Below are 22,543 nucleotides of genomic sequence, written 5' to 3' on the forward strand. Positions count from 1 at the left end.
GATAAAAGGATGGATAGGATGAGAACGCTTGCAACAAAAGGCTTGAGCGTGCTTTGCAGTCTGTTTCTTCTGCTCAGCGGCTCCGCGGTATCAGGAACCTTGGTTATCAACTCTGATGCGTCAGATCCTGCGCCGAAGAAAGCGTGGGCAGAGGTGATTGAAAAGTTTGAGCAAGAATACCCAGATATCGAAGTGAAATATAACCTCTACGATCATGAAGCCTATAAAACGACGATTCGTAACTGGTTGGTGACATCACCACCTGACATCGTGTTCTGGTATGCCGGTAACCGTATGAAGACCTTTGTCGATCGCGGCTTGTTTGAAGATGTCAGTGATCTTTGGCAGTCCAACGGCATGTACGAGGATTTCTCCAGTGCGAAGCCCGCGATGACAGTAAACGGCAAGCAATTTGGTGTGCCTTATACCTATTACCAATGGGGCATCTATTACCGCAAAGACATTTTCGATAAATACGGTATCGCGGTACCAAAAACCTGGGACGAGCTGGTTGCTGCGGCGAAAAAGCTTGAGGAAAACGGTGTCACGCCCTTCACCATTGGCACCAAATACCTTTGGACGGCAGCGGGCTGGTTTGATTACCTCAACATGCGTGTTAACGGACTCGATTTCCACATCGATTTGATGGACGGAAAAATTCCGTACACCGATCCTCGCGTGAAAGCTGTGTTTGAGAAGTGGAATGAGTTGGTTGAGCCGGGTTACTACCTCGACAACCACGCGTCCTACTCTTGGCAAGAAGCGCAGCCGTTCCTTTACAACGGCGAAGCAGCGATGTACCTGATGGGTAATTTCTTGGCGGCTAACTTTACTGATGAAGTACGTCCAAACATGGGCTTCTTCCAGTTTCCTGTGATTGACCCTAAGGTGCCAATGGCTGAAGACGCCCCGATGGATACCATTCACATTCCGTCAAAAGCGAAAAACAAAGAAGATGCGAAAACCTTCCTTGCCTTCGTCGCACGTCCTGAAATTCAAACCATGATCAATGAACCATGCTACAAATCCCAACCAATAACAAAGCCACACCGAAGGACGATGAGTTCTTGAATGCCGGTGTTGTCATGTTGGGCGAAGCGGCAGGTACAGCACAATTTTATGACCGCGATACGGATCCAGCCATGGCTAAAGAAGGCATGAAGGGCTTCCAGCAATACATGGTTTATCCAGATCGAATTGATAAGATCTTGGAAAAATTGGAAAAAACGCGTCAGCGTACATTTAAGCAATAAACTAGTCGCAGATTAGTCTTTCATACCACATAGAAGCAAAAGCCGATGGCACGGCTTTTGCTTCTTTTTTATACAATGAGCGCGCGGAAAAAACCTGCCGCTCTGAAAGGGGTGTACTAAAGTTAAGAATACGCCACGAAGATGACCGACGCAGGACAGGGTACGGCAATGCCAAATCTCATTAACACCAATTACGTCACCAGCAACTACTATAACTCTCGCCAAAAAGAGCGTGAGGAACAGCAGCAAAACGGCGTGCGCGGTGATAATGCGGTGTCACCCAATGAGCGCGCGGAGCAACTTCGCAAAGAGCGCGAAGAAAAAATGCAGGCGGAAAAGGCTCAAGAAGATGCGCCACAGCGTGGCGATTATCGCGGCCTTATCGATCGCGTGGCAGAGCAAGAAGCAAAAATGGCGAAGTATTCCGCCTACACGCAAGGGCAACAACAACTGCTCAAGCAAGTTGAGAGCACCATTTCACCCAATAGCGACAGAAGTTACGATTTCAAGGTATAACGCATATTCACAAAGCGGATACCATTAACTTCTTCCTCTTCACGAATGGCCTCGCAGCCGAACTTCTCGTAGAAAGGTACAGCATTGACCGATGCCCGCATCGTTACCTCGTCTGAGGTTGCGAAGGAAAAAGTGCGGGTCAAAAGTGCCGCTCCCCATCCTTTTCCTTGAACACATTTATCGACAAAAAGGTGCGTCAGGTAATTTCCTTCTCTAAGCGCACTGAAGCCAACCAGCTTGTCATTATCAACCAGTTTGAAGGTGTGGTAAGACGCGTTCTCAAAGGTTGTTTTCACATCTCTTAAGACTATGTCGAGAAAGAAAGCTTTCCCCTCGGCACTGAAATGCGGCAACACATCATGCGCGGCTACCCGTTTGACCAATGCCGTGATGGTTTGGATGTCGTCAGGTGACGCCTTTTCTATTTTAATCAATACGTTCCCTTTGATGTTCGTTTGAGTCATGGTGAATTAGGATGCGGGTTCAGCAACGTCTTCTTTGCTCTTAGACTGAGCACGGGCACTTGGTCTGTTTTGACAACCTCAAACACGGTTTGGTTTCTTCCTCCGTGTTTTGCCGCATAAAGCTGTTTATCGGCATAATCGAAGGCGTCCGTGTATGACCAGTCTCGCGCTTGCGGTGGCAACATAACGGCACCAACCGACAAGGTGACAATGCCGCGTTCCGTCACGTGCGGAATGGCGAGTGCTTCAACGCCTTGTCGCATGCGTTCAGCGGCATAAAACAGGTTCTCAGCGTCATATACCTTCATCAAGACGACAAACTCTTCACCCCCAATCCTGAAGCAAAGATCGTTGTTTCGCGTTGAGCTCAACAAGACATCGGCGGTTTTTTTGATAACGACATCGCCTTTACCGTGACCGAAGGTATCGTTGTAAAGCTTGAAATTGTCGATGTCACAAACAATCACGCCAAAGTTTGCGCCCTGCAGGCGTGTTGCGTGATACAGCGATTGCGCTCTTTCGTTGTAATTATGCCGACCGCTCAAACCGGTGAGCGCATCGGTGTCGGACAGATGCTTGAGAAGCTTCAACTGAGACTGGGTTTTACGCGTTAGCTATGCAAGCCTCGGGCAAGCACACCAATTTCATCACTTCGATGAATTTCCTCTAAAGAAGCAATGTTGAGCTGTTCGATGTCTTTATCCATTTGCGCAGCAAGGCGGCGCAATGGCGCGACCAACCAGTGGGTCACACCAATGATCAGCAGCAGTGATACAAAAAGAGCAATCGCAGCTTCCACGGCAATGGTGAAATAAATTTCTGACTTCAACGAGTAAAGGTGGGACGCATCAAAAACGGCATACAGATACCCGCCATTTTTGTTGAACAAGGGCAACTGTATTGCCGCGACATTTTGCTCTGGGAACAGGGCAAATTTATCCTCAAGAGGCGCAATCGGCCAAGGCGGCGAAAACTCTGCGGTAAGCTTTTGACTTAATGCTAATGCTGACAGATCTTTATTGGCTTTGTTGAGCAAAAAAGCGAGCTTTCGAGCGGTGATATGGTTGAGGTTTTCCTCTTCCAACTTGGTTGCCAAGGTGTCGCGGGTAAGCTTGGTGCTTTCCAATTCTTCGTCGCTGACATCCACACGCCATATTTCCCCGGTCTCTCGGACATATCGGATACACACTTTGTTATCGAGATAATCCGATGTGCCTTGTACATCGAGAAACAGCAATTGCTCAATGCGTGACAAGGTATCTTTTTGCGAGGGCATCATTAACGCTGTGTAGTTCCGCCCCGCGACAGCGGCAGAAATCTCACGCATCAATGGCGACACCGATTGTTCCATCAGTGCTGCTTCTTGATTGACGCGTGATTCCCATTCGCTTTGGTAGCGAGAGTAGCTCATGCCCGCAATCAGTATGACAACCAGCAATAGATGGGAAACAAACAGCAACTGATTGATGGTAAGTTTTTTCAGCATTCAGCCTCTATCCTTTTTAACCTAACGCCCTATTCGTACGAAGAGAGCACAGGCTCGGTGCACGTACCGTTAATGCAGATGTCTTTGTAGGTGTCATGGCAACGCTGGCAAAACTCTGGCTCCAGCGTGGGGTGCATACTCGATATATCCTGACCTTTGCGGTTGTAGCTGCCATACATAGGCAAACCGGCGAAATGTTCCGTCACCCAGATGATGCCTTCAACCTCGGAAACGGCAACAACCGTTGGTCCGTCGGTATATGGGCCATGGGTTTTGTACTGCTCTAGCTTGTCTGGGTTCACGCGAATTGTTAGAGGTGAACCTTCGCCATTGTTGATCCATGCGTAGGAGCGAACCGCTTCCTGAATAAACAGCGAGGTTTCTGGCGGCAGCACAGTGTCTGCGGGTAAGGTCATCGATTCTTTTACGACTGGCCACGCTTCCCAACCTTCTGGGTAACTGGCGACGGAATCGGCGTGAGCATGTGTGTGAACAACCATCAATAGTGCAAAAAAGAGCTGAAAAGCCCTGAAAAACCGCATTTCTCTTCCCCAAAACAAAAAATTGTCAGCAAGTGGCTGAACAAACGTAGTTTATTCGTTAAAAAACCGTAATAAAAATGGAGTTGAGCAATAGTAGATGTCGGTAACATTACAAATACCTAAAGACTCGTTGACGTTCACAAACTGACGCCAACAAGCTGTATGAAGTTGACTGGCTTTGTGCGCTCAAAAGCATCAGGTAACACAATGTACAAGAGGCGAGGGTTGGACATGACGTAATAACAATCGACGCCGCTTTTCACGCTCTGTTAGCTTCTAACCTGCTCGCGAATATCGAATGATTTAATAACAGGAAGAGGGCGTTGGAAATAACGCATGCCGTACTTTTTGGCGGTTATATTTTAAAGAATTTCGATGTCTAAGAAATAATGGCGTGTGAGTGGTTTTCTTGACACGAACTTAGCCTAAAAGGCCAAGGTTTGATATTTTTTCGACAATATTCAACCTGTTGTTCATGTCTTTAGGTTGCATGGATTCTCAATTTTGCCTCACTTTATCTCCATGCCATGTCGTTGCTACAACGTTGATTTTAAATTTTTTTGTATTTTTATTTATTTTTAAATCAATAGTTAAAGTGTAATAACGAACGAGTTGTTCACTTTATTGCAAACTTTTCGAAATAAATTTTGACTGCTTGAGGTCTTTTCATTTGAGCGCCACTCAAACCAATAAATTTTACGGGTGGGGTTTCTATAAACGTTTAATTCAAATGGCGGCAGTGCTTTTATTCTGTTCCTCATTTAGCACGAATTTGTCTGCTCATTTGTACAAACAACATTGGAGAAATGAGAATGAATAAGATCGAAAAAAGTGCGACTTTCGCATCTGTCGCTTTAGCACTAGCAGTAAGTACCGGCGCGTTTGCAGCAGAACAACCTGCAGGTAGCAGCGGTGCAGCGATTGGTGCTGGCGATAAAGTGCACTGCTATGGTGTTCATTCGTGCAAAGGAAACTCTGATTGTAAAACAGCAGAGCATGCATGTAAGGGACAAAACCAGTGTGGCGGCCACGGCTTTAAAGCCATGGGCGCGAAAGAGTGCCTTGACGCTGGTGGCACAATCTCTGATGTTTAATTAAACGAAGGAGCGATGAAATGACGTCTAGCTTTGGTCTTGGATTGCGAACTCAGCATTACAATGATTTTTTGGATGCGCCACAACCGGTTGACTGGTTAGAGGTCATTTCAGACAACTATATGGTCAATGGCGGTAAGCCATTGGCCATGCTTGATAAAATTCGAGCAAACTACCCCATGGTGATGCATGGCGTGTCTCTCTCAATAGGCTCAGTAAATGGCCTTGATACGGACTACCTTCAGCGTCTTCATGCTTTAGCTCAACGCATCGAACCCATGTGGGTGTCAGACCATCTATGTTGGACTGGTGTTCATGGTCGAAAGCTGCATGACCTTATGCCGCTTCCCTTCACCCAAGAAACGTTGGATGTTATCGGGAGAAACATCGAGCAGGCTCAAGATGTGCTGAATCGTCCCCTCGTGATTGAAAACGTTTCAAGTTACGTAGAGTTTTCTTCCTCCGAAATGACGGAGTGGGAGTTTTTGGCTGAGTTGACGCAAAAGACGGGCTGTAAGCTGCTACTCGACGTGAACAATATTTATGTCAGTGCCTTTAACCACGGCTTTTCGTCTAACGATTTCATCAACGGTTTGCCTGTAGATTGTGTGCAACAATTCCATTTGGCAGGTCACCTCAACAACGGCGACCATTTGATAGATACCCATGACCATCCGGTTTGTGACGGTGTGTGGAGTTTGTTTGAACAAGCCATTCTGCGATTTGGTGCTGTTCCTACCATGATTGAGCGAGATGACAATATTCCCCCTCTTCCTGAGTTGTTGGCTGAGCTGGATACAGCCAGAGCCATTACCAACAACGTGCTAAGCATGCGAGGGGCAGTATGAATCTTCAGAGCATTCAAGATAGCTTCCAAGAGCTGGTTTTAAATGAAACCTGTGTGGATGCGAGCTGGGTAAGTCGCTCGGCGCAAACCCTGGCACCTAAAGATCGCTTGGCGATTTACCACAACGCGTATCGCGTACGTCTGATTGACGTGCTGCGCGATACCTTTGGCCATACCGTGACGTATTTGGGTGACGAATGGTTTAACCGCTTAGCTGGTGAGTTCGTTCAATCTCACCAATCCATTTACAACAACATTGGTTTTTACGGTGATGTCTTCCCCGTATTTTTGGCGAAGCAGCTTCCAAATGATTTGGATGTGGCTGAATTGGCGGAATTGGATTGGACACTGCGAAGAGCATTTGATGGCACCGATAGCGAGGTGATGAGCTTTGAACATCTCCAAGCTTTGGCGGCTTCAGGGCAAGAGATTCAGCTTGTGCCAGTGCCGACGTTGACAAAGGTAACACATGCCTTCAATACCTTAGATATCTGGCATGCCATCGACAAAGACGATACGCCGCCAACCTCTTCCAAGCTGCTAGAGCCTGTTGATGTGTTGATTTGGCGTAAAGGCTATTCCCCCCATTTTAGAAGCCTGTCGCCCATTGAGTCAGTCGCCATTGACTGTGTGCGCCAAGGTGATTCTCTGGACGCCATCGGGGAGACGCTAGCATCGCGCTTTCCTGACGAAGATGTGTCTGTTGCGTTTGGTCAAATGCTGCCGCGCTGGATTGCAGACGAAGTGCTTTCACGCTGAATGGCGTCAGTACACGCACCCTCCAAAGTCTATCTCATTGTCTTGCAGTAAGATGCGTTGAGATAAGTGTTTGAACATACCACCGCGATAGACGAAAGACGTCCATGTGTGCGTCGTATCATCAACGTGGTGGATAGGCATCTCAAGCGCTTGATATCCGCACGCGCGATAGATGTCTGGTACGTAAGCGAAAAGGAAACTGACATCGACGCTGCTTGCCATCATCTGTGTCTCTAACGCGTGGATAAGGCTGCGACACAGTCCTTTTCCCCGCCAGTTGGGATGAACGGCGACGCTGCCAATCACGCCACCCAAAAACCTTGTTTCACCTTGCGTCATTTCTCTCACGTGCACTGATGAACACGCCACTATCTGTTCACTTTCCAGCACGACAACGTACGCAAGCAGCTCATCATTGCAAACGATGTCCATTGTAGGGTTGTCGAACACGTCCCTTAGAAAGTGGCGAAGTTCATTGGCATATCGGGGCAGTTCTTTGGGTGTTAAGTGAATAATAGTCATGAGGGTTGGCAGTGATGAGAAGGCGAGCAATTTTCGCATGTAGCGATAAGAACCCTGCCTTTTTTCGGCCAGAATTGCTCATGAGTTTTCCAGAATGCGTTCCTGCTCACGCCATAACCGCTTGGTTAAATATCCTCATTGAACGCAAAGAGGGCATAACCATGAGCAAGTCTACAGACAACGGAAAGTCAGGCCGATTCGAATTGGGTATTCCGAGCTGGCTATGGCCGCTTTTGATCAGCATGGTGTGGCTGATCCAGTTGGCCGCAGAGTAATTATTGTCGGGCGAGATACCAGCGTTTTAACGGCTCAGGCAAGCCAAAAACGCGTAGGTTACCGCATACCACTAAAATGACGCCGAGTAGAGACGTCCACGTCCATTCATAGCCCTCAAAGACGGTAGAAAGCGATAGCGCAACGAGGGGAAAGAGAACCGTACAATACGCAGCCTTGGGAGCACCAATGCGTCCCACCAGAGCAAGGTATGTGTTGAAGCCGACGACAGAGCCGATGATTGCGAGATAGACCAATGCCGAGACATATAGAGGCTCAGAGCTGAAGTTGAGGTTGTGGCCCATCAGCAGTGAGATGGCAAACAGATACAACGCGCCGTACCCCATGGCCCAAGCGGTTGTCGGTAACAACGGCATGGCTTGTTGCTGGGCTTTTGCGGAGACCAAATTGCCCATTGAGAAGAAGTAGGTGCCAATAAACGAAATCCCCAGCCCCACTAATATGTTGAGGTCCATTGCTGCATTGAAAAACTGGGAAGCGAACATTAGTAACACGCCGACAAACCCCATGATGGCACCTTGCATAAAGGTGCGTCCGGGTTTGCGCTTTTCCAGCCACCAAAGATTGAGCGCATTCAAAATGGGGGCAAGTGAAAAGACCACGCAATAAGGCCACTTGGGAAATAGCTGGTTGCGACGTAGAAGCAAAGGAAGTTATTGGAAAAGAGGCACAATGCCAGCAGTGCCGCCATCTTATGGTTTTCTTTCGTCAGCGGGACGAGTTTGCGTTGAAGGGCGAGAATGACAAACAGAGCCAGCGATGCCAACGCAAACCGCCAGCCTACAGATACCGGTACAGGGGTATCGCCCGCTTGAAAAGCAATCGCAAGCCAGGTTGTTCCCCAGATCACGACGGTGATGATATACAGAAACGTGTTCACGTTATGCCCCGTCCCTTCTTTTTGAAAAAAGCTGAAGGCTGGCCCGGATAAGGGACGGCCAGCCTCCATAAGTTCTAGCCTAATTAACGTTGTTTTATTGATAGGTAGTAAGGCGAGGCCTTACAGACGCTCGTCTTACAGATGAAATGCTATGCACAATTCTTGGTTAGAACTTCCAAAATATTGCGGTTTTTATAGATTCTTGCGCATTTTTATTACTGGACGGTGTTCATATGCTGTTACTAGGATTTATAGTGCATGTGAAAGGAGTGTAGTAAGGCATGGCTAAAGGATTGGCAGAGAACAATAAGAACAGGCAAGTCTACGATGTACTTCAGAGCAACACCGCTCAGCTTCAAAGCGACGTGTTTTTAGACAATGGCATGGGTGTTGCCCTGTGGAGTAACAGTCACGGAACGACTGTGTATGACAAGCCGAATCATCATACCCTCAGCTATTATGTGCAGGGCGGAAAGAACACCAAACGCTCCACGCGTGGTGGTGATATTTATGGTGGGCAAGACAAACTGTGCTTGATGCCAATCAACCATCGTTCGGTTTGGCATTACGCCGATCCCTTTTCGTTTTTCCACTTTTACTTTGAACAATCCCATCTTCAAGCGTTTGCTGAGCAGGTTTTTGACAAAGAAGGCCGCCATATCGAACTAAAAGAGCGCACCTTCACTGATGACCCCTTTGTCAATCAGCTCATCCGACAGAATATGTTGCCGCTCGATTGGACAAGCACTACCGATCAACTAATGCTTTCTCACGCGCAGCAAATGATGCTGCTGCATTTGGTGAGGCAGCACTGCCATGAACCCTTTAAGAAGGCATTGCCGACAGGCGGTTTGTCGCCAGTGAATCAACGCCGTGTCATGGATTATATTGAGGCGTCACTGTCGCACTCATTCACATTGAGCGATCTCGCCGCCATTTCTCAGCTCAGCGACTTTCACTTTGCTCGAATGTTCAAAGTGAGTTTTGGCTGTACGCCGCACCAATACGTATTAGAGCAACGCGTAAAACGCGCTAAGACTTTGCTTTCTCAAAGTGAATTCTCTCTCTCCGACATTTCCGCCATGTGCGGTTTCTCCTCCCAACAACACCTCTCTCAACAATTTAAACAACGTGTTGGATTTAGTCCCGCCAGCTATCGCCGCAGTCAAAATGTGAGATGACCGGACTCTCGTAAAAAAGAGAGGGCGAATACTCACTATTAAGACACAAGCCCGCGCCTGCTCTGGGTAGATTGAAGTGTTAGTTAGCCGCGTCGCGGCTAGAGGCATAACTGCGCGATACAGGAGAGATGGCATGACAACCAGCGACACGACACCTGTCGATAAGTTTGTTGCAGCCTCCCGCTCAAGCGGGGAAATATGGGGTTTACACTGTAAAGATGGCTGGGTGATTTGTGATTCTGCCATTTATGAAGAAACAGACGTTATGCCATTTTGGTCGACGCGAGAAGCCGCAGCGGTGCATTGTGTTGACGAATGGGAAGACTTCGCACCCGTTGCTATTCCTCTGGAAGAGTTTATCGAAGACTGGCTGGTCGATCTTGCGCATGACGCCGTGATGCTTGGTCCTGACTGGGGTGATGACCTGAGTGGGGAAGAGGTAGAACCCAACGATCTTGTCTCAAAATTCCTTGTAGAAACAGTCTGAACTCAGCACCGTCAATCAAGGTGTACAATTCTCTCTTTACAGTGTGCATGCTTCAGTGCGCACTGCTCTTCTTTGTCTTGATCGCATACCGACTGCTATTCGTTTAAGCATGCATTGACGCGTGGAAACGATGGTGGGAGGCACAATGACCGAGACGATTAATCCAATGGGAACCGACGGTTTCGAGTTCGTGGAATACACGGCTCCGACGAAGAAAGGAATCAAAGAACTCAAAGCACTGTTTTCTATGATGGGCTTTGCTGAAATCGCCAAACACAAGCATAAAGACGTGTGGTTATACCGTCAGGGTGATATCAACTTTATCGTAAACGGTGAATCTCAGTCTCAAGCTGAGGGCTTTGCCAAAGTGCACGGTGCCAGTGTGAACGCCATGGCCTTCAGGGTAAAAGATGCGGCTCATGCCTTGAACTATGCCGTCAAGCAAGGTGCAGAAGCATGTGCACCGAGAATTGGTCCGATGGAGCTTAACATTCCTGCCATACATGGCATTGGTGACTCCTATCTGTACTTGGTTGACCGCTATGGCGACCAAGGTATCTATGACATCGATTTTGATTTCTATACCGATTGGAAACAAAGGCTACTGGCATGTGATGCTGGCTTGGGCGTTATCGACCACCTCACGCACAATGTCGAGAAAGGCAATATGGATAGCTGGGCGGATTTCTACGATCGCATTGCTAACTTCAAAGAGATCCGCTTTTTCGACATTGAAGGTAAACGCACAGGATTAAAATCACGTGCGTTAACGGCACCTTGCGGAAAAATCCGCATACCTATCAACGAATCCAGTGATGATAAATCCCAAATCGCCGAGTACCTCAAAGCGTATAACGGCGAGGGCATTCAACACATCGCGCTCAGTACCGAAGACATTTACAAAACCGTGGAAGTGCTTCGTCAACGTGGCATGAAGTTTATGTCCACGCCAGATACGTACTATGAGAACGTTAATCATCGTGTTGAAGGCCACCAAGAAGATATCGGTCAGTTACAGAATTTACAGGTGCTGATTGATGGCAATGTGGAGACTGGCATCCTGTTACAGATTTTCACAGACACAGTAATCGGGCCAGTGTTCTTTGAAATTATCCAGCGTAAGGGCAATCAAGGCTTCGGCGAAGGTAACTTCCAAGCTCTGTTTGAGTCGATAGAGCTGGATCAAATCCGTCGTGGCGTGCTCGATGCGGGCTAAGGCTTACTCGAAGAAAAGAGCAAAAAAAGCAGGTCATACTGACCTGCTTTTTATACGTCCAGAGAACGGTCATTGGTGCGCATGTCGAATAAGAACTGGTAGAACAGCTCTTTTCGAAGCGTGCTGTGGGTTTCATCAAAACGAATCCCCACGGTAGGAGGCTCTCTGTCGTTGTTCACCGCGACAACTTCCCCTGGAATTTGACCACGTAAATCGTCGCTGTGGTCCACCGTTAAAACCAGCTTTTCGCCTTCAAACATCAATCGGTCATTGCCGTTGACTTCGAGGCAGCAGCCAGACACGGAATAGTCGAGCATGAAGGCTTTGAATTTCTCGCCTTCACACTCGGCGTGAATCCAAAGATTGGTATCAATACGCGGCTCTTGGCGGATTTGTCGGTGCGCGACATTTTCTGGAATAGAAACAATTAAAAGGCGAATAGGCTTTTGAATAACGCCCATCACGAGCGAGCGGAAGGCGATGACATCGCGGAACTCGCTGTCGGTTACGGCTCGAATAATCAACTCGTTGTTGGGGATATAAAACCGTTCGATGATGGGGTCTTTTCCCGCAGGGCAATCAATGAGCAAGAACTGATCTTTTCGAAAGCCGACCAGTCGAGAGCTCAACTGGGTTTTCTTTGGGTCGTCGGAAAGCTCAATACTCAATCGAGACCCGACAGAAAGCAGCCGGTAAAAATTGTCTGACGAGTCGGTTTTAATGGTTTGCATGGACTAATACACGCTCCGTATTACAGGTAATTCGCGACAATTTCCTGTAGCTCGTTATTGTCTTTCATCTCTTTAATGCGCTGATCAATGTACGCCTTGATTTCAGGGTCCATGCCCGGTGAATACGCCAAATGGATTTGATAGCTCGGGATCATGTTGCTGATTTTCTGTAGTTTGTAATCTTCTTGCGTGAACCCCAAACGCTTGAGGTGGTACTGAAGCCTCAAGTCCATTTCCACAAAACCGGCCGTGCCCTTCAATCTGTCGACGACGCGAAACGCTGAATCGTAATTCTTCACACGAATTTCACTGACATCACCGCTTTTAATCTTTTTATCAAGGCCGGGGTAATCGAAACCGAACAGCAAGATTGCCACCTTGTCTTGAAGATCATCGGTGTTTTTGTAGTCAAAGCTTGACTGAGCACCGCTCAAGATACTGTGCTCAACCTCCAGAATTGGATATTCAGACAAGTTTGCTGCCTGCATGTCGCCCCACAAAGGACTGCCGTATGTGATCCAGTTTTCTTGTTGATGCTTGGCAAGTTCGGCAATCATGCGATTGAAAGGGTAGGTGTGAATAGCGAGTTCGTACTTTGACCCTTTTAGAGCTTTGTTGACGATATCGGTAACAATCCCGCGATGATTTTCGCCAGCATCTTGAATTTGAAGGGGTTCCGATTGATTTTGTACAACGTAATAATCGAGTGTGTCTGCTTGGCTCAATGCGCTAAAAGTGGTTGCAATAAAGAGCGTTAATAGATGTATGAACTTATTTGCATTAATGGTTTTGATGCTGCACATGTTATCGGCACTCTCAAGTTTGGGAATCAACGCTATTCTTAAAGAGGACTGTTCCTTTTTTAAGACAATTTAAGCCTAGACTATGTTGAATCAAAACGAGAATTCGCGTCCGCCTGTGAGCATGGCTGCCAGATTGGTTGGACGTATTTTGCTGGTATGTACCTTGCTCGCTTTTCTGGTTGCAGGTTTTGCACTGTACCTTGATTATCAGGCACGTTATGAGCAGACGCGCGAAAACGCGTTGCTGATTCAAAAGACAGATCTCCCTGCGGTGGCAGCCAGTGTTTGGCAGGAAGATGTCGAGCAGCTTCAAGTGGTCACTGAAGGTATATTCCGAAATCCGGACGTGGCGCATGTGGTGGTGTTTGAGAAAGACCGCATCCTTGCAGAAGCAGGTCAAACGCCCTCGGAGCCAAAACTGACGTATGAATGGCCAATTCAATATTCCCAATTTGGCGCAGAGTTTGAGCTAGGCTACATCCGCGTCGATATCACACTTCAGCATATTTATAACAGTCTGACCGAAAGGTTTATCACGCTCCTTTTGTTCCTGGGCGCAGCACCTTGGTACTGGGTGCTTTGGTGTTCCTCATTGTTTACGTAGATGTCGTTCGTCCTTTGATTTGGATATCTAAAGGCGTCACCAAATTTGATATCAACAATTTGCCTGAGCCTATTGAAAGGCCACAACAGTCGATGGGTGAAGAGTTGGTGAGGCTTTACACGCAGTACAACAACACCGTTGAGCGGATGCGAAATAACAGCGAGGAGCTGAAAGAATCCAAGCGGGTTGCAGAGCGGGCGAACAAGAAAAAGAGTGAGTTTCTTGCCAATATGAGCCATGAGATCCGCACGCCAATGAACGGCATCATCGGCATGGCATCGCTCTTAAAGGGCACAAAGTTGGATGAAGAGCAGCGAGAGTTTATTGAGATGTTGGAAACATCGTCGCTGACCTTGCTCGACATCATCAATGACATTCTCGACTTCTCCAAAATTGAAGCTGGCAAGCTTGAGCTGGATACTGTTGAGCTGAATGTGTTTGAGCTAAATAAAGACATCGAGCAGATGTTTAAGCTTCGCACCAAAGAAAAAGGCATCGACTTTGACTGCCATGTTGACCCAGATATCTCGCCACTCTTGATGGGTGATGCGCCTCGCTTGCGTCAGGTTATGATTAACTTGGTGGGGAACGCAGTGAAATTCACGGAACGCGGCAGCGTGCGCGTGAACATTCAACAAACCAGCGAAAGCGGCGACTACTGTACCTTGCTGTTTGAGGTCATCGATTCGGGTATTGGTATCCCGAGCGACAAACTTGAAAGTGTCTTCGAAAAGTTTGAGCAGGCAGATGGCAGTACAACGCGCAACTTTGGCGGCACAGGCTTAGGCCTTGCAATTTCAAAGCAAATTGTCGGACTGATGGGCGGCAAGTTGGCGGTCGAAAGCCAAGAGAAAGTCGGCAGCCGCTTCTTCTTTACCGCGACATTAGAGCGTGCTGATGAGCCTGAAGCGACGCCAATTGATGCGATGATGTTTGCTGATACCGAAATGCTGTTAGTAGATGACAGCAGATTGAACATGCGCATTACCAGTATTCAATTGGGTAATTTGGGTAGCAACATCACTTGCTGCATGCGTCCTGAAGATGCGGAAGAGATGATCGCCGAGCGGATCGATTCACCGAAGCCGTTCAAGCTGGTTGTTTTAGATAAATTGATGCCGAGTGTCGATGGGTTCTCCGTCGCGTCGCAGTTGAAGAAACGCTTTGGTAATCGTTGTCCAAGCATGATCATGATAACGGCAGCCCCCGAAGTGCACGACAACATCAAGTTGGAGACATTGGGTATTCAAGGTTACCTGTCAAGGCCTTACAAGCTGGCGGATTTGAAAAGCACCATTTTGAAGGTACTTCGTAATCAGCAGCCCAAACTGGGTGTTGTGTCTGAGTTGAGTGCGACGCCTGAAAATGCCGAAGTGTACGAACACGCCCCAGACGCAACGGAATTTGCTGGCCGAATTTTGGTGGTGGAAGACACCAAAGTTAACCAACGTGTTACGCAGGCCATGCTCAACAAAATGGGTGTGGAAGTGGTAATTGCCGAGAACGGAAAAATTGCCGTCGAATACTGTGAAAATGACGTGTTCGATTTGATTTTTATGGACTGTCAGATGCCAATCATGGATGGGTTTCAGGCATCTCGCCTCATTAGAGAGCACCATCTGGCGGATCATTCTCCGATTGTTGCTCTGACCGCCAACGCAACAGCGAAAGACAGAGAAGATTGCTTGAAGTCGGGAATGGATGACTATATTGCAAAACCTGTCAGTAAAGCAGATTTAGAGCGCATGCTTCGCATGCACCTGCGACCGCTTGAACATGGCAAAGCGCAGACGCAGTAGCATACCGACAATAAAAAAGGGCTAGCACATCGCTAGCCCTTTTCTTTTCAATGCGTTTTCGCTTACGCAGCAACTTCAGCGGTTGCTACTGGTGCCGCTGCTTTTTTCTTCTCGCCGATTGGAGGATAGTGCGGCCGTATTCGTTGTTCAGCACTTGTGCCATTGCGAAGTAGATTGCGCTCGCACCACAGAAGATACCTTCAATACCTGCGATGGTACCGATCAGTGTGCTGCCTGTGAAATCACGTGCTGCTAGCAAGAAGAACAGAACAGTCAGAGAACCGAATACGACTTGCTTCGCTACTGGGTAGCACAGTGAACCAATGAACATGAAGCCAGTGAAGATACCCCACAGTGCCAGGTACCAACCCATGAATGATGCAGGGCTAGCTGGCAGACCCATGTAAGGCATAACAATCAAGCCAACCAGCGTCAGCCAGAACAGACCGTAAGAAGTGAATGCAGTGGTACCGAAAGTATCACCACGTTTGAAACACATCATGCCTACCAGCACTTGGCTCAAACCACCGTAGAAAATTCCCATGGCCAGGATCATGGAGTCAATTGGGAAAAAGCCTGCGTTGTGAATGTTCAGCAGGATGGTGGTCATACCGAAGCCCATTAGACCTAATGGAGCTGGGTTAGCCAATTTTGTAGACATGCTCGCGTTTCCTTCAAAAAAGTTGGTAAAAAATGCGCGCGAATTTTAGTGGAATGTAAGCAAAAATGAAAAAGCCAATAGTGAAAACTAAGTTTTCGTTTTCTGTAAGTGATTGATATTTGTGATTTATATCACTGTTTTTGGCGAGGGTGTGTAAGTGGGCTGTTTACTTTTAGCGCAAGCGCTAACTGTCTATTTTGCTTAAATTAAATAAAGAAAAAGCACCTGACTATGCAGGTGCTTTGGGCGTGTTGTTAATCGATTACAGTGCCGATTTCCATTCTTCGAGCAACTTATCGTAATTGATGGTTTGTCCTTGTGGTTTCTCGTTTGAAAGCTTGGCTTTTGGTGCGCCAGGCAGTTCCAACCAGTAAGACGCATCACGTGGTTTGTTAAGTTTCGGACCACATTCGCCCTGTACGTTTGCACGTTCTAGACGCTGAAGTACGCGATCTTGTGCTTTCGCCAGACCGTCCAGTGCTTCTTGTGGGGTTTTCTCGCCGTTCGCTGCTTCAGCGATAAATTGCCACCACAATTGCGCCAGTTTCGGATAATCAGGCACGTTTGTACCCGTTGGTGTCCACTGAACACGCGCTGGGCTGCGGTAGAACTCGACCAGACCGCCAAGTTTTGGTGCGACATCTGTCATCGCTTGTGAGTTGATGTCAGATTCACGAATTGGCGTCAGACCTACAAGGGTTTTCTTAAGCGACACAGATTTCGCCACAGTGAACTGTGCGTAAAGCCAAGCGGCCATGCGACGCTTAGGTTCGGTAGACTTCATTAAGGTCCAAGAACCGGCATCTTGATAGCCGAGTTTCATACCGTCTTCCCAGTAAGGCCCACGAGGTGACGGTGCCATACGCCACTTCGGCGTGCCATCTTCGTTAACCACTGCCAGTCCCGGTTTGGTCATGTCAGCGGTAAATGCGGTGTACCAGAAAATCTGCTGTGCAATAGACCCTTGTGCTGGCACAGGGCCCGCTTCAGAGAACGTCATGCCTTGTGCTTCTGGTGGTGCGAACTCGCGCAGCCAGTCAACGTACTTGGTTGTGGCAAATACTGCCGCGGGGCCGTTGGTGGCACCACCACGCTCGACACTGGAACCAACCGGCGAACAGCCTTCAACACGAATGCCCCATTCATCGACGGGAATACCGTTTGGAATGCCCTTGTCACCGGCACCTGCCATGGAGAACCATGCATCGGTAAAACGCCAGCCGAGAGACGGGTCTTTCTTACCGTAATCCATGTGGCCGTAAACGCGTTCACCGTCGATTTCTTTCACATGTACAGAGAAGAACTCGGCGATATCTTCATAGGCGGACCAGTTCACTGGCACACCGAGTTCATAGCCGTAGATGTCTTTGAACTTGGCTTTCAGATCATCGCGCGCAAACCAGTCAGCACGGAACCAGTAAAGGTTGGCAAACTGCTGATCAGGCAGTTGGTAGATTTTTCCGTCCGGGCCAGTGGTAAAACTGATGCCGATAAAGTCATCGAGATCGAGAGTTGGCAGAGTCACGTCTTTTCCTTCGCTAGTGATGTAATCACTGATAGGGAAGACCTTGCCGTAACGCAGGTGCGTACCGATCAAGTCAGAATCATTGATGTAGGCGTCATAGATACTGCGGTTGGATTGCATCTCCGTTTGCAGTTTTTCCACCACATCACCCTCTTGGATCAAGTCATGGGTGACTTTGATACCCGTGATCTGTTCAAAGGCTTTGGCAAGCACTTTGGACTCATATTCATGGGTTGTGATGGTTTCGGATACGACTTTGATTTCCATGCCGCGGAACGGTTTCGAGCTTCAGTAAACCACGCCATTTCCTTTAGCTGTTCATCTTTGCTTAGCGTCGAAGGTGTAAATTCATCACTCACCCATTTTGCTGCAGCGTCGCTGTACTGGTCGGCGAGGGCTGCCGGTGCCAGTAATGTACCTATCAGACACCCCAAGGGCGTCCATTTGGATACAGCAGGCAGATGCTTCATAGTTTCGCTCCTTTGTCGTTTTTCCTTATCCCCAACGCAACACAGTGATCAGCCAAACGATGGAAATCCCAAAGGGATACCAAATCGGCAAATCTGTGGCTCCGATGAAGAACAGGTGGATATAGGCACTGCCCAGCAGCCCTATAAAGAGTCGATCACCCCGCGTTGTGCGGATGGGGAGAAATCCCTTTCGTTCCACACAAGGACGGAGTACTTCGAATATGGTCATCGCCAGCAACATGCAGGCAATGGTGATAAAAAACAGTGCGCTTGGGAGTGTCCATGCCATCCAGCCCATCGTGATCTCCTTATACGCGTCCTAAAGCGAAGCCTTTTGCGACATGGTTTCGAACAAACCAAATCACAAGCAGCCCCGGTACAATGGTTAAAACACCCGCCGCGGCCAGCACGCCCCAGTCAATGCCTGAGGCACTCACTGTTCGTGTCATGGTGGCCACAATGGGTTTGGCGTTTACCGATGTCAGCGTTCGGGCAAGTAAGAGCTCTACCCAGCTGAACATGAAACAGAAGAAGGCCGTCACACCAATCCCTGAGCGGATCATAGGAATAAAGATCCGCACGAAGAATTTGGGAAAGCTGTAGCCATCGATATATGCCGTCTCGTCGATCTCTTTCGGCACCCCTGACATAAAGCCTTCCAAAATCCAGACTGCGAGCGGCACGTTAAATAAACAGTGCGCCAACGCCACCGCAATGTGGGTATCAAACAAACCTACAGAGCTGTAAAGCTGGAAGAAAGGCAGCAGGAATACGGCAGGCGGTGCCATGCGGTTGGTCAGCAGCCAAAAGAACAGGTGCTTATCGCCGACAAACTTATAGCGTGAGAAGGCATAAGCGGCAGGCAGTGCAACCGCCAAAGACAACAAGGTGTTGATGGTCACGTAGGTCAGCGAGTTCAAATAGCCCGTGTACCAGCTTGGGTCTGAAAAGATGACGATGTAGTTATCCAACGTGAAGGTCTGCGGCCAGAATGTAAGGCCACCCAAGATCTCCTCATTGGTTTTGAACGACATCATCAACAGCCAATAAATCGGTGCCATCAAGAAGATAATGTAGGCAAGAAGGCCAACGGTTTTTCTAGTCATGTTCAGCCCCTCTTATCCATGTTGGTCATCGCGGTGTAGAAGACCCAACACACCAGAAGAATGATCAAGAAGTAGATGATCGAAAATGCAGCCGCTGGACCGATGTCAAACTGGCCGACTGCCATTTTGGTCAATGCCTGAGAGAGGAAGGTGGTGGCATTACCAGGGCCGCCACCGGTGAGTACAAACGGCTCGGTATAGATCATAAAGCTGTCCATAAACCGCAGCAGAACACCAAGCAGCAGCACGCTTTTAAGTTTGGGTAACTGAATGTATCTGAACACTGCCCAGTTAGAGGCGCGGTCGATTTTGGCCGCTTGATAGTAAACATCAGGAATGGCGCGAAGGCCGGAATAACACAGTAAGGCAACCAGTGATGTCCAGTGCCACACATCCATCACCAACACAGTGATCCATGCATCGACCGGATCGGCAGCATAGTTGTATTGCACCCCAATACTGTTTAGGAACCAGCCCAGCAGCCCAATGTCAGCACGTCCAAAGATCTGCCAAATGGTGCCAACCACGTTCCATGGAATGAGCAGCGGAATAGCGAGAATGATGAGCACTATTGACGCTTTGAAACCGCGTGCTGGCATGGTCAAGGCAACCGCAATCCCCAGCGGGATCTCTATGGCGAGCACGCTAAAGGAATAGATGAACTGACGTACCAGAGAGTCATGTAAGCGAGGGTCGTTAAGAATTTCCCGATACCATTCCGTGCCCACAAAGTAGCGGGTGTTCTGATCGAAAATATCCTGAATCGAATAGTTCACCACCGTCATCAGCGGGATGATGGCAGAGAAGGCAACCAGCAAGAAGACGGGAAGTACCAGCAGCCATGCGCGATTGTTTTCGGTTTTAGCCTGCATCCTGCATCTCCTCGTCACTGTCTTTTGTCGTGTCTTCTGGCTCGCCAATCAAATACTCATCGATGTAGAGCTTGAGCCATTGGGCGGGGAAGCTAATGAAGGCGTGATCTTTCGGAACGGGGTCTTCCTCGGCGATACGAAGTTTGAGTACCTGACTGCCAAACTTCACTGAGATGATTTTGTATGTCCCCAAGTCTTCAACGTATTGCACGGGGACTTGCCACGCATCGTCACGGGCTTCTTGCCACACATGCACAAACTCAGGGCGAATGCCGACTTTGATGTTGTTGCTTTCTGTGGCTGCCAACGCGGCTTGCTGGTCTTCAGTGAGGGGTAAGTCGAATGATTCAAAGGTGACGTTGCCGGAGGCGTTTCGCTCAACTTCGAGCAGGTTCATCCCGGGACTGCCGATAAAGAAACCCACAAAGGTGTGATTAGGCGTTTCAAACAGCTCGCGTGGCGTACCGAATTGCACGATTGCACCGTCATACATCACGGCAATTTCTTGCGCGAAGGTTGCGGCTTCGAGCTGATCGTGGGTCACGTAGATCATGGTGATGTGGAACTGCTCGTGGATCTGACGCAGTTTGCGTCTCAGCTTCCATTTGAGATGCGGGTCGATAACTGTCAGTGGCTCATCGAACAGAATCGCGGATACATCCTCACGAACCAAACCGCGCCCCATGGAGACTTTTTGTTTTTCATCCGCGGTGAGGTTACTGGCGCGCTTATCCAAAACCGATGAAAGCTCTAAGAGCTCTGCCACTTCACTCACGCGAGAACGCACTTTGGCTTCGGGCGTTTTCATGTTGCGCAGCGGGAAGGCGAGGTTGTCGTAAACCGTCATGGTGTCGTAGACGACTGGAAACTGAAAAACCTGCGCGATGTTTCGCTCTTGCGGGGCAAGATGGCTGACATCTTGTTTATCAAAGATGACTGAACCTTCTGACGGGGTTAAGAGCCCAGAAATGATATTCAACATGGTGCTTTTTCCGCACCCAGAGGGGCCAAGTAGCGCATAAGCGCCGCCGTTTCGCCAGACATGCGTCATTTTACGAATGGCATAGTCTGCGCGTTGTTGTGGCGTTTTGTGATAGGAGTGCGCAAGAGATTGAAGCGTAATTTCTGCCATGATGCGCTCCTATAAACGACGGGCTGATTGGATCAGCTTCTGCTGGTGGTCGAAAACGTAAAGCTTATGTGTCGGTACATAGATGCTTATCTTGGCATCGACGTCGTAATCGTGAACACCGGGAAGGTGAAGCACCATATTGATGTCGCGGTTTCGGACATGCAGGAAGGTTTCACTGCCACTGATTTCTGCAAGCTCAACGTCTACCACAAGCTCCAAGTCATCATCATTGCGAGGCACAAGGCTCAAGTGGTTTGGGCGAATACCGAACTGGTAATCACCTTCACTCAGCTCGCCCAAATCCGTATTGAGCGGGAAGTGAATATGTTCATCAAACGAGACATTGCCATCACCGACACTGCCTTTGATGAGGTTGATAGGTGGCTCGCCGAATAACTCCGCACACGTCACAGACGCAGGATGGTGATACACCTCGGCAGTAGGCCCGGTTTGAATCACCTTGCCTTCGTGCATCAGCACGATGTTGCCACCAAGAGCGAGTGCCTCGTTCGGCTCTGTGGTGGCGTAAACAGCGATGGTATTGCGCTGAGAAAAAAGCTCCCGCATTTCTTGGCGCAGTTCTTCGCGTAGTTTGTAATCAAGGTTCACCAAAGGCTCATCGAACAAGATGATGTCTGCATTCTTCACGAGTGCACGTGCCATGGCGGTGCGTTGTTGTTGCCCGCCTGACAATTCCAAGGGATAGCGGTTTAGGAAGGATTCAATATGCAGCATTTCTGCAGTTTCCTGAACCCGCTCTTTAATGATGTGTTCAGATTGCTTTTCAAGGCGAAGGGGCGAGGCGATGTTTTCGAAGACAGTAAGATTGGGATAGTTAATAAACTGCTGATAGACCATGGACACATTGCGCTCTCGTACGGGCACACCCGTCACGTCCTGACCATTAAACAGCACGCGCCCCTCTGAGGGACGATCTAACCCCGCCATTAAACGCATCAGGCTGGTTTTCCCTGCCAGCGTCCTTCCGAGTAACACATTAAATGAACCGGGCTCTATCCGAATGTTTATGTCATCCAGCCATCGTTCGTTGTTGCTAATTCTTGTGACATTCTCTAGTTCAAGTGACATGACATCTCCGTGTCAGTTGGGATCAAAGGCTGCGCAAGTTGAGTTGAAGGCCGTGCGCAGATGCTCATCACAATCCGAATGACATACGCTAGAAGCGTGCCAAGGTTATACAAACATTTAACATGTTGATTTTTAGTGATTTGCTAATTCCGCCAGTTTGTTAAGTGTTCACGGACTGTTCAGTGTTGTGTTGACGGTTAACAAAATGTG

Annotated in this window: 23 protein-coding genes and 3 pseudogenes; 10 read left to right on the forward strand and 16 right to left on the reverse strand. The window is 48.5% G+C overall.

Features of this window, described 5'->3' with window-relative positions:
- The first annotated feature begins 18 nt into the window (after positions 1–18).
- Both ATN88_RS08115 and ATN88_RS08120 read left to right on the forward strand, forming a co-directional pair.
- Positions 19–1,253 (forward strand): annotated as a pseudogene (locus tag ATN88_RS08115) (ABC transporter substrate-binding protein).
- A gap of 168 nt (positions 1,254–1,421) precedes the next feature.
- A complete protein-coding gene (locus tag ATN88_RS08120; RefSeq protein WP_067414122.1) occupies positions 1,422–1,769 on the forward strand; it encodes a hypothetical protein in 348 nt (115 codons plus the stop codon).
- Here the strand turns inward: ATN88_RS08120 and ATN88_RS08125 are convergent.
- Genes ATN88_RS08125 through ATN88_RS08140 form a run of 4 tightly spaced genes read right to left on the reverse strand, consistent with a single transcriptional unit; the run spans position 1,751 to position 4,219 of the window.
- Positions 1,751–2,203: a GNAT family N-acetyltransferase gene (locus ATN88_RS08125; protein ID WP_198158348.1), complete on the reverse strand. Its 453-nt coding sequence runs from the start codon at positions 2,201–2,203 to the stop codon at positions 1,751–1,753. The two genes, ATN88_RS08120 and ATN88_RS08125, sit on opposite strands and share 19 nt — an antisense overlap.
- Before the next feature lie 26 nt (positions 2,204–2,229).
- The gene (locus tag ATN88_RS08130) at positions 2,230–2,823 is read right to left on the reverse strand and encodes a GGDEF domain-containing protein (RefSeq protein ID WP_067413932.1); all 594 of its coding nucleotides are present in this window, start codon (positions 2,821–2,823) and stop codon (positions 2,230–2,232) included.
- 20 nt (positions 2,824–2,843) lie between these two features.
- Positions 2,844–3,719, reverse strand: a complete 876-nt coding sequence (locus tag ATN88_RS08135; protein WP_067413935.1) for a HAMP domain-containing protein — start codon at positions 3,717–3,719, stop codon at positions 2,844–2,846.
- A gap of 29 nt (positions 3,720–3,748) precedes the next feature.
- Positions 3,749–4,219 carry a hypothetical protein gene (locus tag ATN88_RS08140; RefSeq protein ID WP_067414124.1) on the reverse strand — a complete coding sequence of 157 codons (471 nt, stop codon included), beginning with the start codon at positions 4,217–4,219 and terminating at the stop codon, positions 3,749–3,751.
- Between the two features lie 854 nt (positions 4,220–5,073).
- Here ATN88_RS08140 and bufA2 point away from each other — a divergent pair.
- From bufA2 to ATN88_RS08155, 3 genes are read left to right on the forward strand one after another with little or no spacing between them, the layout of a single operon-like run.
- Positions 5,074–5,355: a BufA2 family periplasmic bufferin-type metallophore gene (gene bufA2, locus ATN88_RS08145; RefSeq protein WP_067413939.1), complete on the forward strand. Its 282-nt coding sequence runs from the start codon at positions 5,074–5,076 to the stop codon at positions 5,353–5,355.
- A gap of 20 nt (positions 5,356–5,375) precedes the next feature.
- Positions 5,376–6,203, forward strand: a complete 828-nt coding sequence (gene bufB / locus ATN88_RS08150) for an MNIO family bufferin maturase (RefSeq protein WP_067413942.1) — start codon at positions 5,376–5,378, stop codon at positions 6,201–6,203.
- Positions 6,200–6,961: an HvfC/BufC N-terminal domain-containing protein gene (locus ATN88_RS08155; protein ID WP_067413945.1), complete on the forward strand. Its 762-nt coding sequence runs from the start codon at positions 6,200–6,202 to the stop codon at positions 6,959–6,961. The genes bufB and ATN88_RS08155 overlap by 4 nt, the downstream gene beginning before the upstream one ends.
- Positions 6,962–6,967: 6 nt before the next feature.
- On the opposite strand, the gene ATN88_RS08160 is transcribed toward ATN88_RS08155, so the two are convergent.
- The 3 genes from ATN88_RS08160 to ATN88_RS27035 all read right to left on the reverse strand — a co-directional run bounded on the left by ATN88_RS08160 (position 6,968) and on the right by ATN88_RS27035 (position 8,657).
- Entirely contained in the window at positions 6,968–7,522 is a 555-nt protein-coding gene (locus ATN88_RS08160; protein ID WP_067413949.1) for a GNAT family N-acetyltransferase, read from the reverse strand.
- A 236-nt stretch (positions 7,523–7,758) separates the two neighbouring features.
- Positions 7,759–8,379 (reverse strand): DMT family transporter, encoded by a 621-nt coding sequence (locus ATN88_RS08165; RefSeq protein WP_232312964.1) that lies wholly within the window; start codon positions 8,377–8,379, stop codon positions 7,759–7,761.
- Positions 8,352–8,657 (reverse strand): EamA family transporter, encoded by a 306-nt coding sequence (locus ATN88_RS27035; RefSeq protein WP_232312965.1) that lies wholly within the window; start codon positions 8,655–8,657, stop codon positions 8,352–8,354. The genes ATN88_RS08165 and ATN88_RS27035 overlap by 28 nt, the downstream gene beginning before the upstream one ends.
- 281 nt (positions 8,658–8,938) lie before the next feature.
- Here ATN88_RS27035 and ATN88_RS08170 point away from each other — a divergent pair, with 281 nt between their 5' ends.
- From ATN88_RS08170 to hppD, 3 genes are all read left to right on the forward strand, one after another.
- On the forward strand, positions 8,939–9,838 hold the full coding sequence (locus ATN88_RS08170; RefSeq protein WP_067413953.1) for a helix-turn-helix domain-containing protein: 900 nt from the start codon (positions 8,939–8,941) through the stop codon (positions 9,836–9,838).
- Between the two features lie 133 nt (positions 9,839–9,971).
- Complete coding sequence (locus ATN88_RS08175) at positions 9,972–10,325, forward strand: DUF2750 domain-containing protein (RefSeq protein ID WP_067413957.1); 354 nt, start codon at positions 9,972–9,974, stop codon at positions 10,323–10,325.
- 145 nt (positions 10,326–10,470) lie between these two features.
- Positions 10,471–11,541 (forward strand): 4-hydroxyphenylpyruvate dioxygenase, encoded by a 1,071-nt coding sequence (gene hppD, locus ATN88_RS08180; RefSeq protein ID WP_198158349.1) that lies wholly within the window; start codon positions 10,471–10,473, stop codon positions 11,539–11,541.
- Positions 11,542–11,591: 50 nt separating this feature from the next.
- On the opposite strand, the gene ATN88_RS08185 is transcribed toward hppD, so the two are convergent.
- A complete protein-coding gene (locus tag ATN88_RS08185; RefSeq protein WP_067413960.1) occupies positions 11,592–12,272 on the reverse strand; it encodes a flagellar brake protein in 681 nt (226 codons plus the stop codon).
- A 20-nt stretch (positions 12,273–12,292) separates the two neighbouring features.
- Entirely contained in the window at positions 12,293–13,105 is an 813-nt protein-coding gene (locus ATN88_RS08190) for a substrate-binding periplasmic protein (RefSeq protein ID WP_157490682.1), read from the reverse strand.
- Between the two features lie 52 nt (positions 13,106–13,157).
- Between ATN88_RS08190 and ATN88_RS27040 the strand changes: the two genes are divergently transcribed.
- Together ATN88_RS27040 and ATN88_RS08195 are read left to right on the forward strand one after the other, a co-directional pair.
- Positions 13,158–13,679 (forward strand): hypothetical protein, encoded by a 522-nt coding sequence (locus ATN88_RS27040; protein WP_232312967.1) that lies wholly within the window; start codon positions 13,158–13,160, stop codon positions 13,677–13,679.
- A complete protein-coding gene (locus ATN88_RS08195) occupies positions 13,640–15,478 on the forward strand; it encodes a response regulator (RefSeq protein ID WP_232312969.1) in 1,839 nt (612 codons plus the stop codon). The genes ATN88_RS27040 and ATN88_RS08195 overlap by 40 nt, the downstream gene beginning before the upstream one ends.
- 62 nt (positions 15,479–15,540) lie before the next feature.
- Here ATN88_RS08195 and ATN88_RS08200 read toward each other — a convergent pair.
- The 7 genes and pseudogenes from ATN88_RS08200 to ATN88_RS08230 all read right to left on the reverse strand — a co-directional run bounded on the left by ATN88_RS08200 (position 15,541) and on the right by ATN88_RS08230 (position 22,333).
- Positions 15,541–16,139 (reverse strand): annotated as a pseudogene (locus ATN88_RS08200) (acetate uptake transporter).
- A 262-nt stretch (positions 16,140–16,401) separates the two neighbouring features.
- Positions 16,402–18,134: pseudogene (locus tag ATN88_RS08205) on the reverse strand (ABC transporter substrate-binding protein).
- A 25-nt stretch (positions 18,135–18,159) separates the two neighbouring features.
- A complete protein-coding gene (locus ATN88_RS08210) occupies positions 18,160–18,432 on the reverse strand; it encodes a DUF2160 domain-containing protein (protein ID WP_067413964.1) in 273 nt (90 codons plus the stop codon).
- A 10-nt stretch (positions 18,433–18,442) separates the two neighbouring features.
- Positions 18,443–19,240, reverse strand: coding sequence for a carbohydrate ABC transporter permease (locus tag ATN88_RS08215; RefSeq protein WP_067413966.1), 798 nt, complete (start codon positions 19,238–19,240; stop codon positions 18,443–18,445).
- Positions 19,241–19,242: 2 nt separating this feature from the next.
- The gene (locus ATN88_RS08220; RefSeq protein WP_067413968.1) at positions 19,243–20,112 is read right to left on the reverse strand and encodes a carbohydrate ABC transporter permease; all 870 of its coding nucleotides are present in this window, start codon (positions 20,110–20,112) and stop codon (positions 19,243–19,245) included.
- Complete coding sequence (locus ATN88_RS08225) at positions 20,102–21,244, reverse strand: ABC transporter ATP-binding protein (protein ID WP_067413969.1); 1,143 nt, start codon at positions 21,242–21,244, stop codon at positions 20,102–20,104. The genes ATN88_RS08220 and ATN88_RS08225 overlap by 11 nt, the downstream gene beginning before the upstream one ends.
- A 9-nt stretch (positions 21,245–21,253) precedes the next feature.
- On the reverse strand, positions 21,254–22,333 hold the full coding sequence (locus ATN88_RS08230; RefSeq protein ID WP_067413970.1) for an ABC transporter ATP-binding protein: 1,080 nt from the start codon (positions 22,331–22,333) through the stop codon (positions 21,254–21,256).
- Positions 22,334–22,543: the final 210 nt, after the last annotated feature.

Origin of the sequence: Enterovibrio coralii, from assembly GCF_001559595.1 — a bacterium.
Taxonomy (GTDB): domain Bacteria; phylum Pseudomonadota; class Gammaproteobacteria; order Enterobacterales; family Vibrionaceae; genus Enterovibrio; species Enterovibrio coralii.

What these genes read in the sequence shown, in the direction of transcription:
- ATN88_RS08120 (WP_067414122.1), top strand. Translation starts at nt 1,422, where the DNA reads ATGCCAAATCTCATTAACACCAATTACGTCACCAGCAACTACTATAAC.
- ATN88_RS08135 (WP_067413935.1), bottom strand. Translation starts at nt 3,719, where the DNA reads ATGCTGAAAAAACTTACCATCAATCAGTTGCTGTTTGTTTCCCATCTA.
- ATN88_RS08140 (WP_067414124.1), bottom strand. Translation starts at nt 4,219, where the DNA reads ATGGTTGTTCACACACATGCTCACGCCGATTCCGTCGCCAGTTACCCA.
- bufA2 (WP_067413939.1), top strand. Translation starts at nt 5,074, where the DNA reads ATGAATAAGATCGAAAAAAGTGCGACTTTCGCATCTGTCGCTTTAGCA.
- bufB (WP_067413942.1), top strand. Translation starts at nt 5,376, where the DNA reads ATGACGTCTAGCTTTGGTCTTGGATTGCGAACTCAGCATTACAATGAT.
- ATN88_RS08155 (WP_067413945.1), top strand. Translation starts at nt 6,200, where the DNA reads ATGAATCTTCAGAGCATTCAAGATAGCTTCCAAGAGCTGGTTTTAAAT.
- ATN88_RS08160 (WP_067413949.1), bottom strand. Translation starts at nt 7,522, where the DNA reads ATGCGAAAATTGCTCGCCTTCTCATCACTGCCAACCCTCATGACTATT.
- ATN88_RS08170 (WP_067413953.1), top strand. Translation starts at nt 8,939, where the DNA reads ATGGCTAAAGGATTGGCAGAGAACAATAAGAACAGGCAAGTCTACGAT.
- ATN88_RS08175 (WP_067413957.1), top strand. Translation starts at nt 9,972, where the DNA reads ATGACAACCAGCGACACGACACCTGTCGATAAGTTTGTTGCAGCCTCC.
- hppD (WP_198158349.1), top strand. Translation starts at nt 10,471, where the DNA reads ATGACCGAGACGATTAATCCAATGGGAACCGACGGTTTCGAGTTCGTG.
- ATN88_RS08185 (WP_067413960.1), bottom strand. Translation starts at nt 12,272, where the DNA reads ATGCAAACCATTAAAACCGACTCGTCAGACAATTTTTACCGGCTGCTT.
- ATN88_RS27040 (WP_232312967.1), top strand. Translation starts at nt 13,158, where the DNA reads ATGTTGAATCAAAACGAGAATTCGCGTCCGCCTGTGAGCATGGCTGCC.
- ATN88_RS08210 (WP_067413964.1), bottom strand. Translation starts at nt 18,432, where the DNA reads ATGGGCTGGATGGCATGGACACTCCCAAGCGCACTGTTTTTTATCACC.
- ATN88_RS08215 (WP_067413966.1), bottom strand. Translation starts at nt 19,240, where the DNA reads ATGACTAGAAAAACCGTTGGCCTTCTTGCCTACATTATCTTCTTGATG.
- ATN88_RS08220 (WP_067413968.1), bottom strand. Translation starts at nt 20,112, where the DNA reads ATGCAGGCTAAAACCGAAAACAATCGCGCATGGCTGCTGGTACTTCCC.
- ATN88_RS08225 (WP_067413969.1), bottom strand. Translation starts at nt 21,244, where the DNA reads ATGGCAGAAATTACGCTTCAATCTCTTGCGCACTCCTATCACAAAACG.
- ATN88_RS08230 (WP_067413970.1), bottom strand. Translation starts at nt 22,333, where the DNA reads ATGTCACTTGAACTAGAGAATGTCACAAGAATTAGCAACAACGAACGA.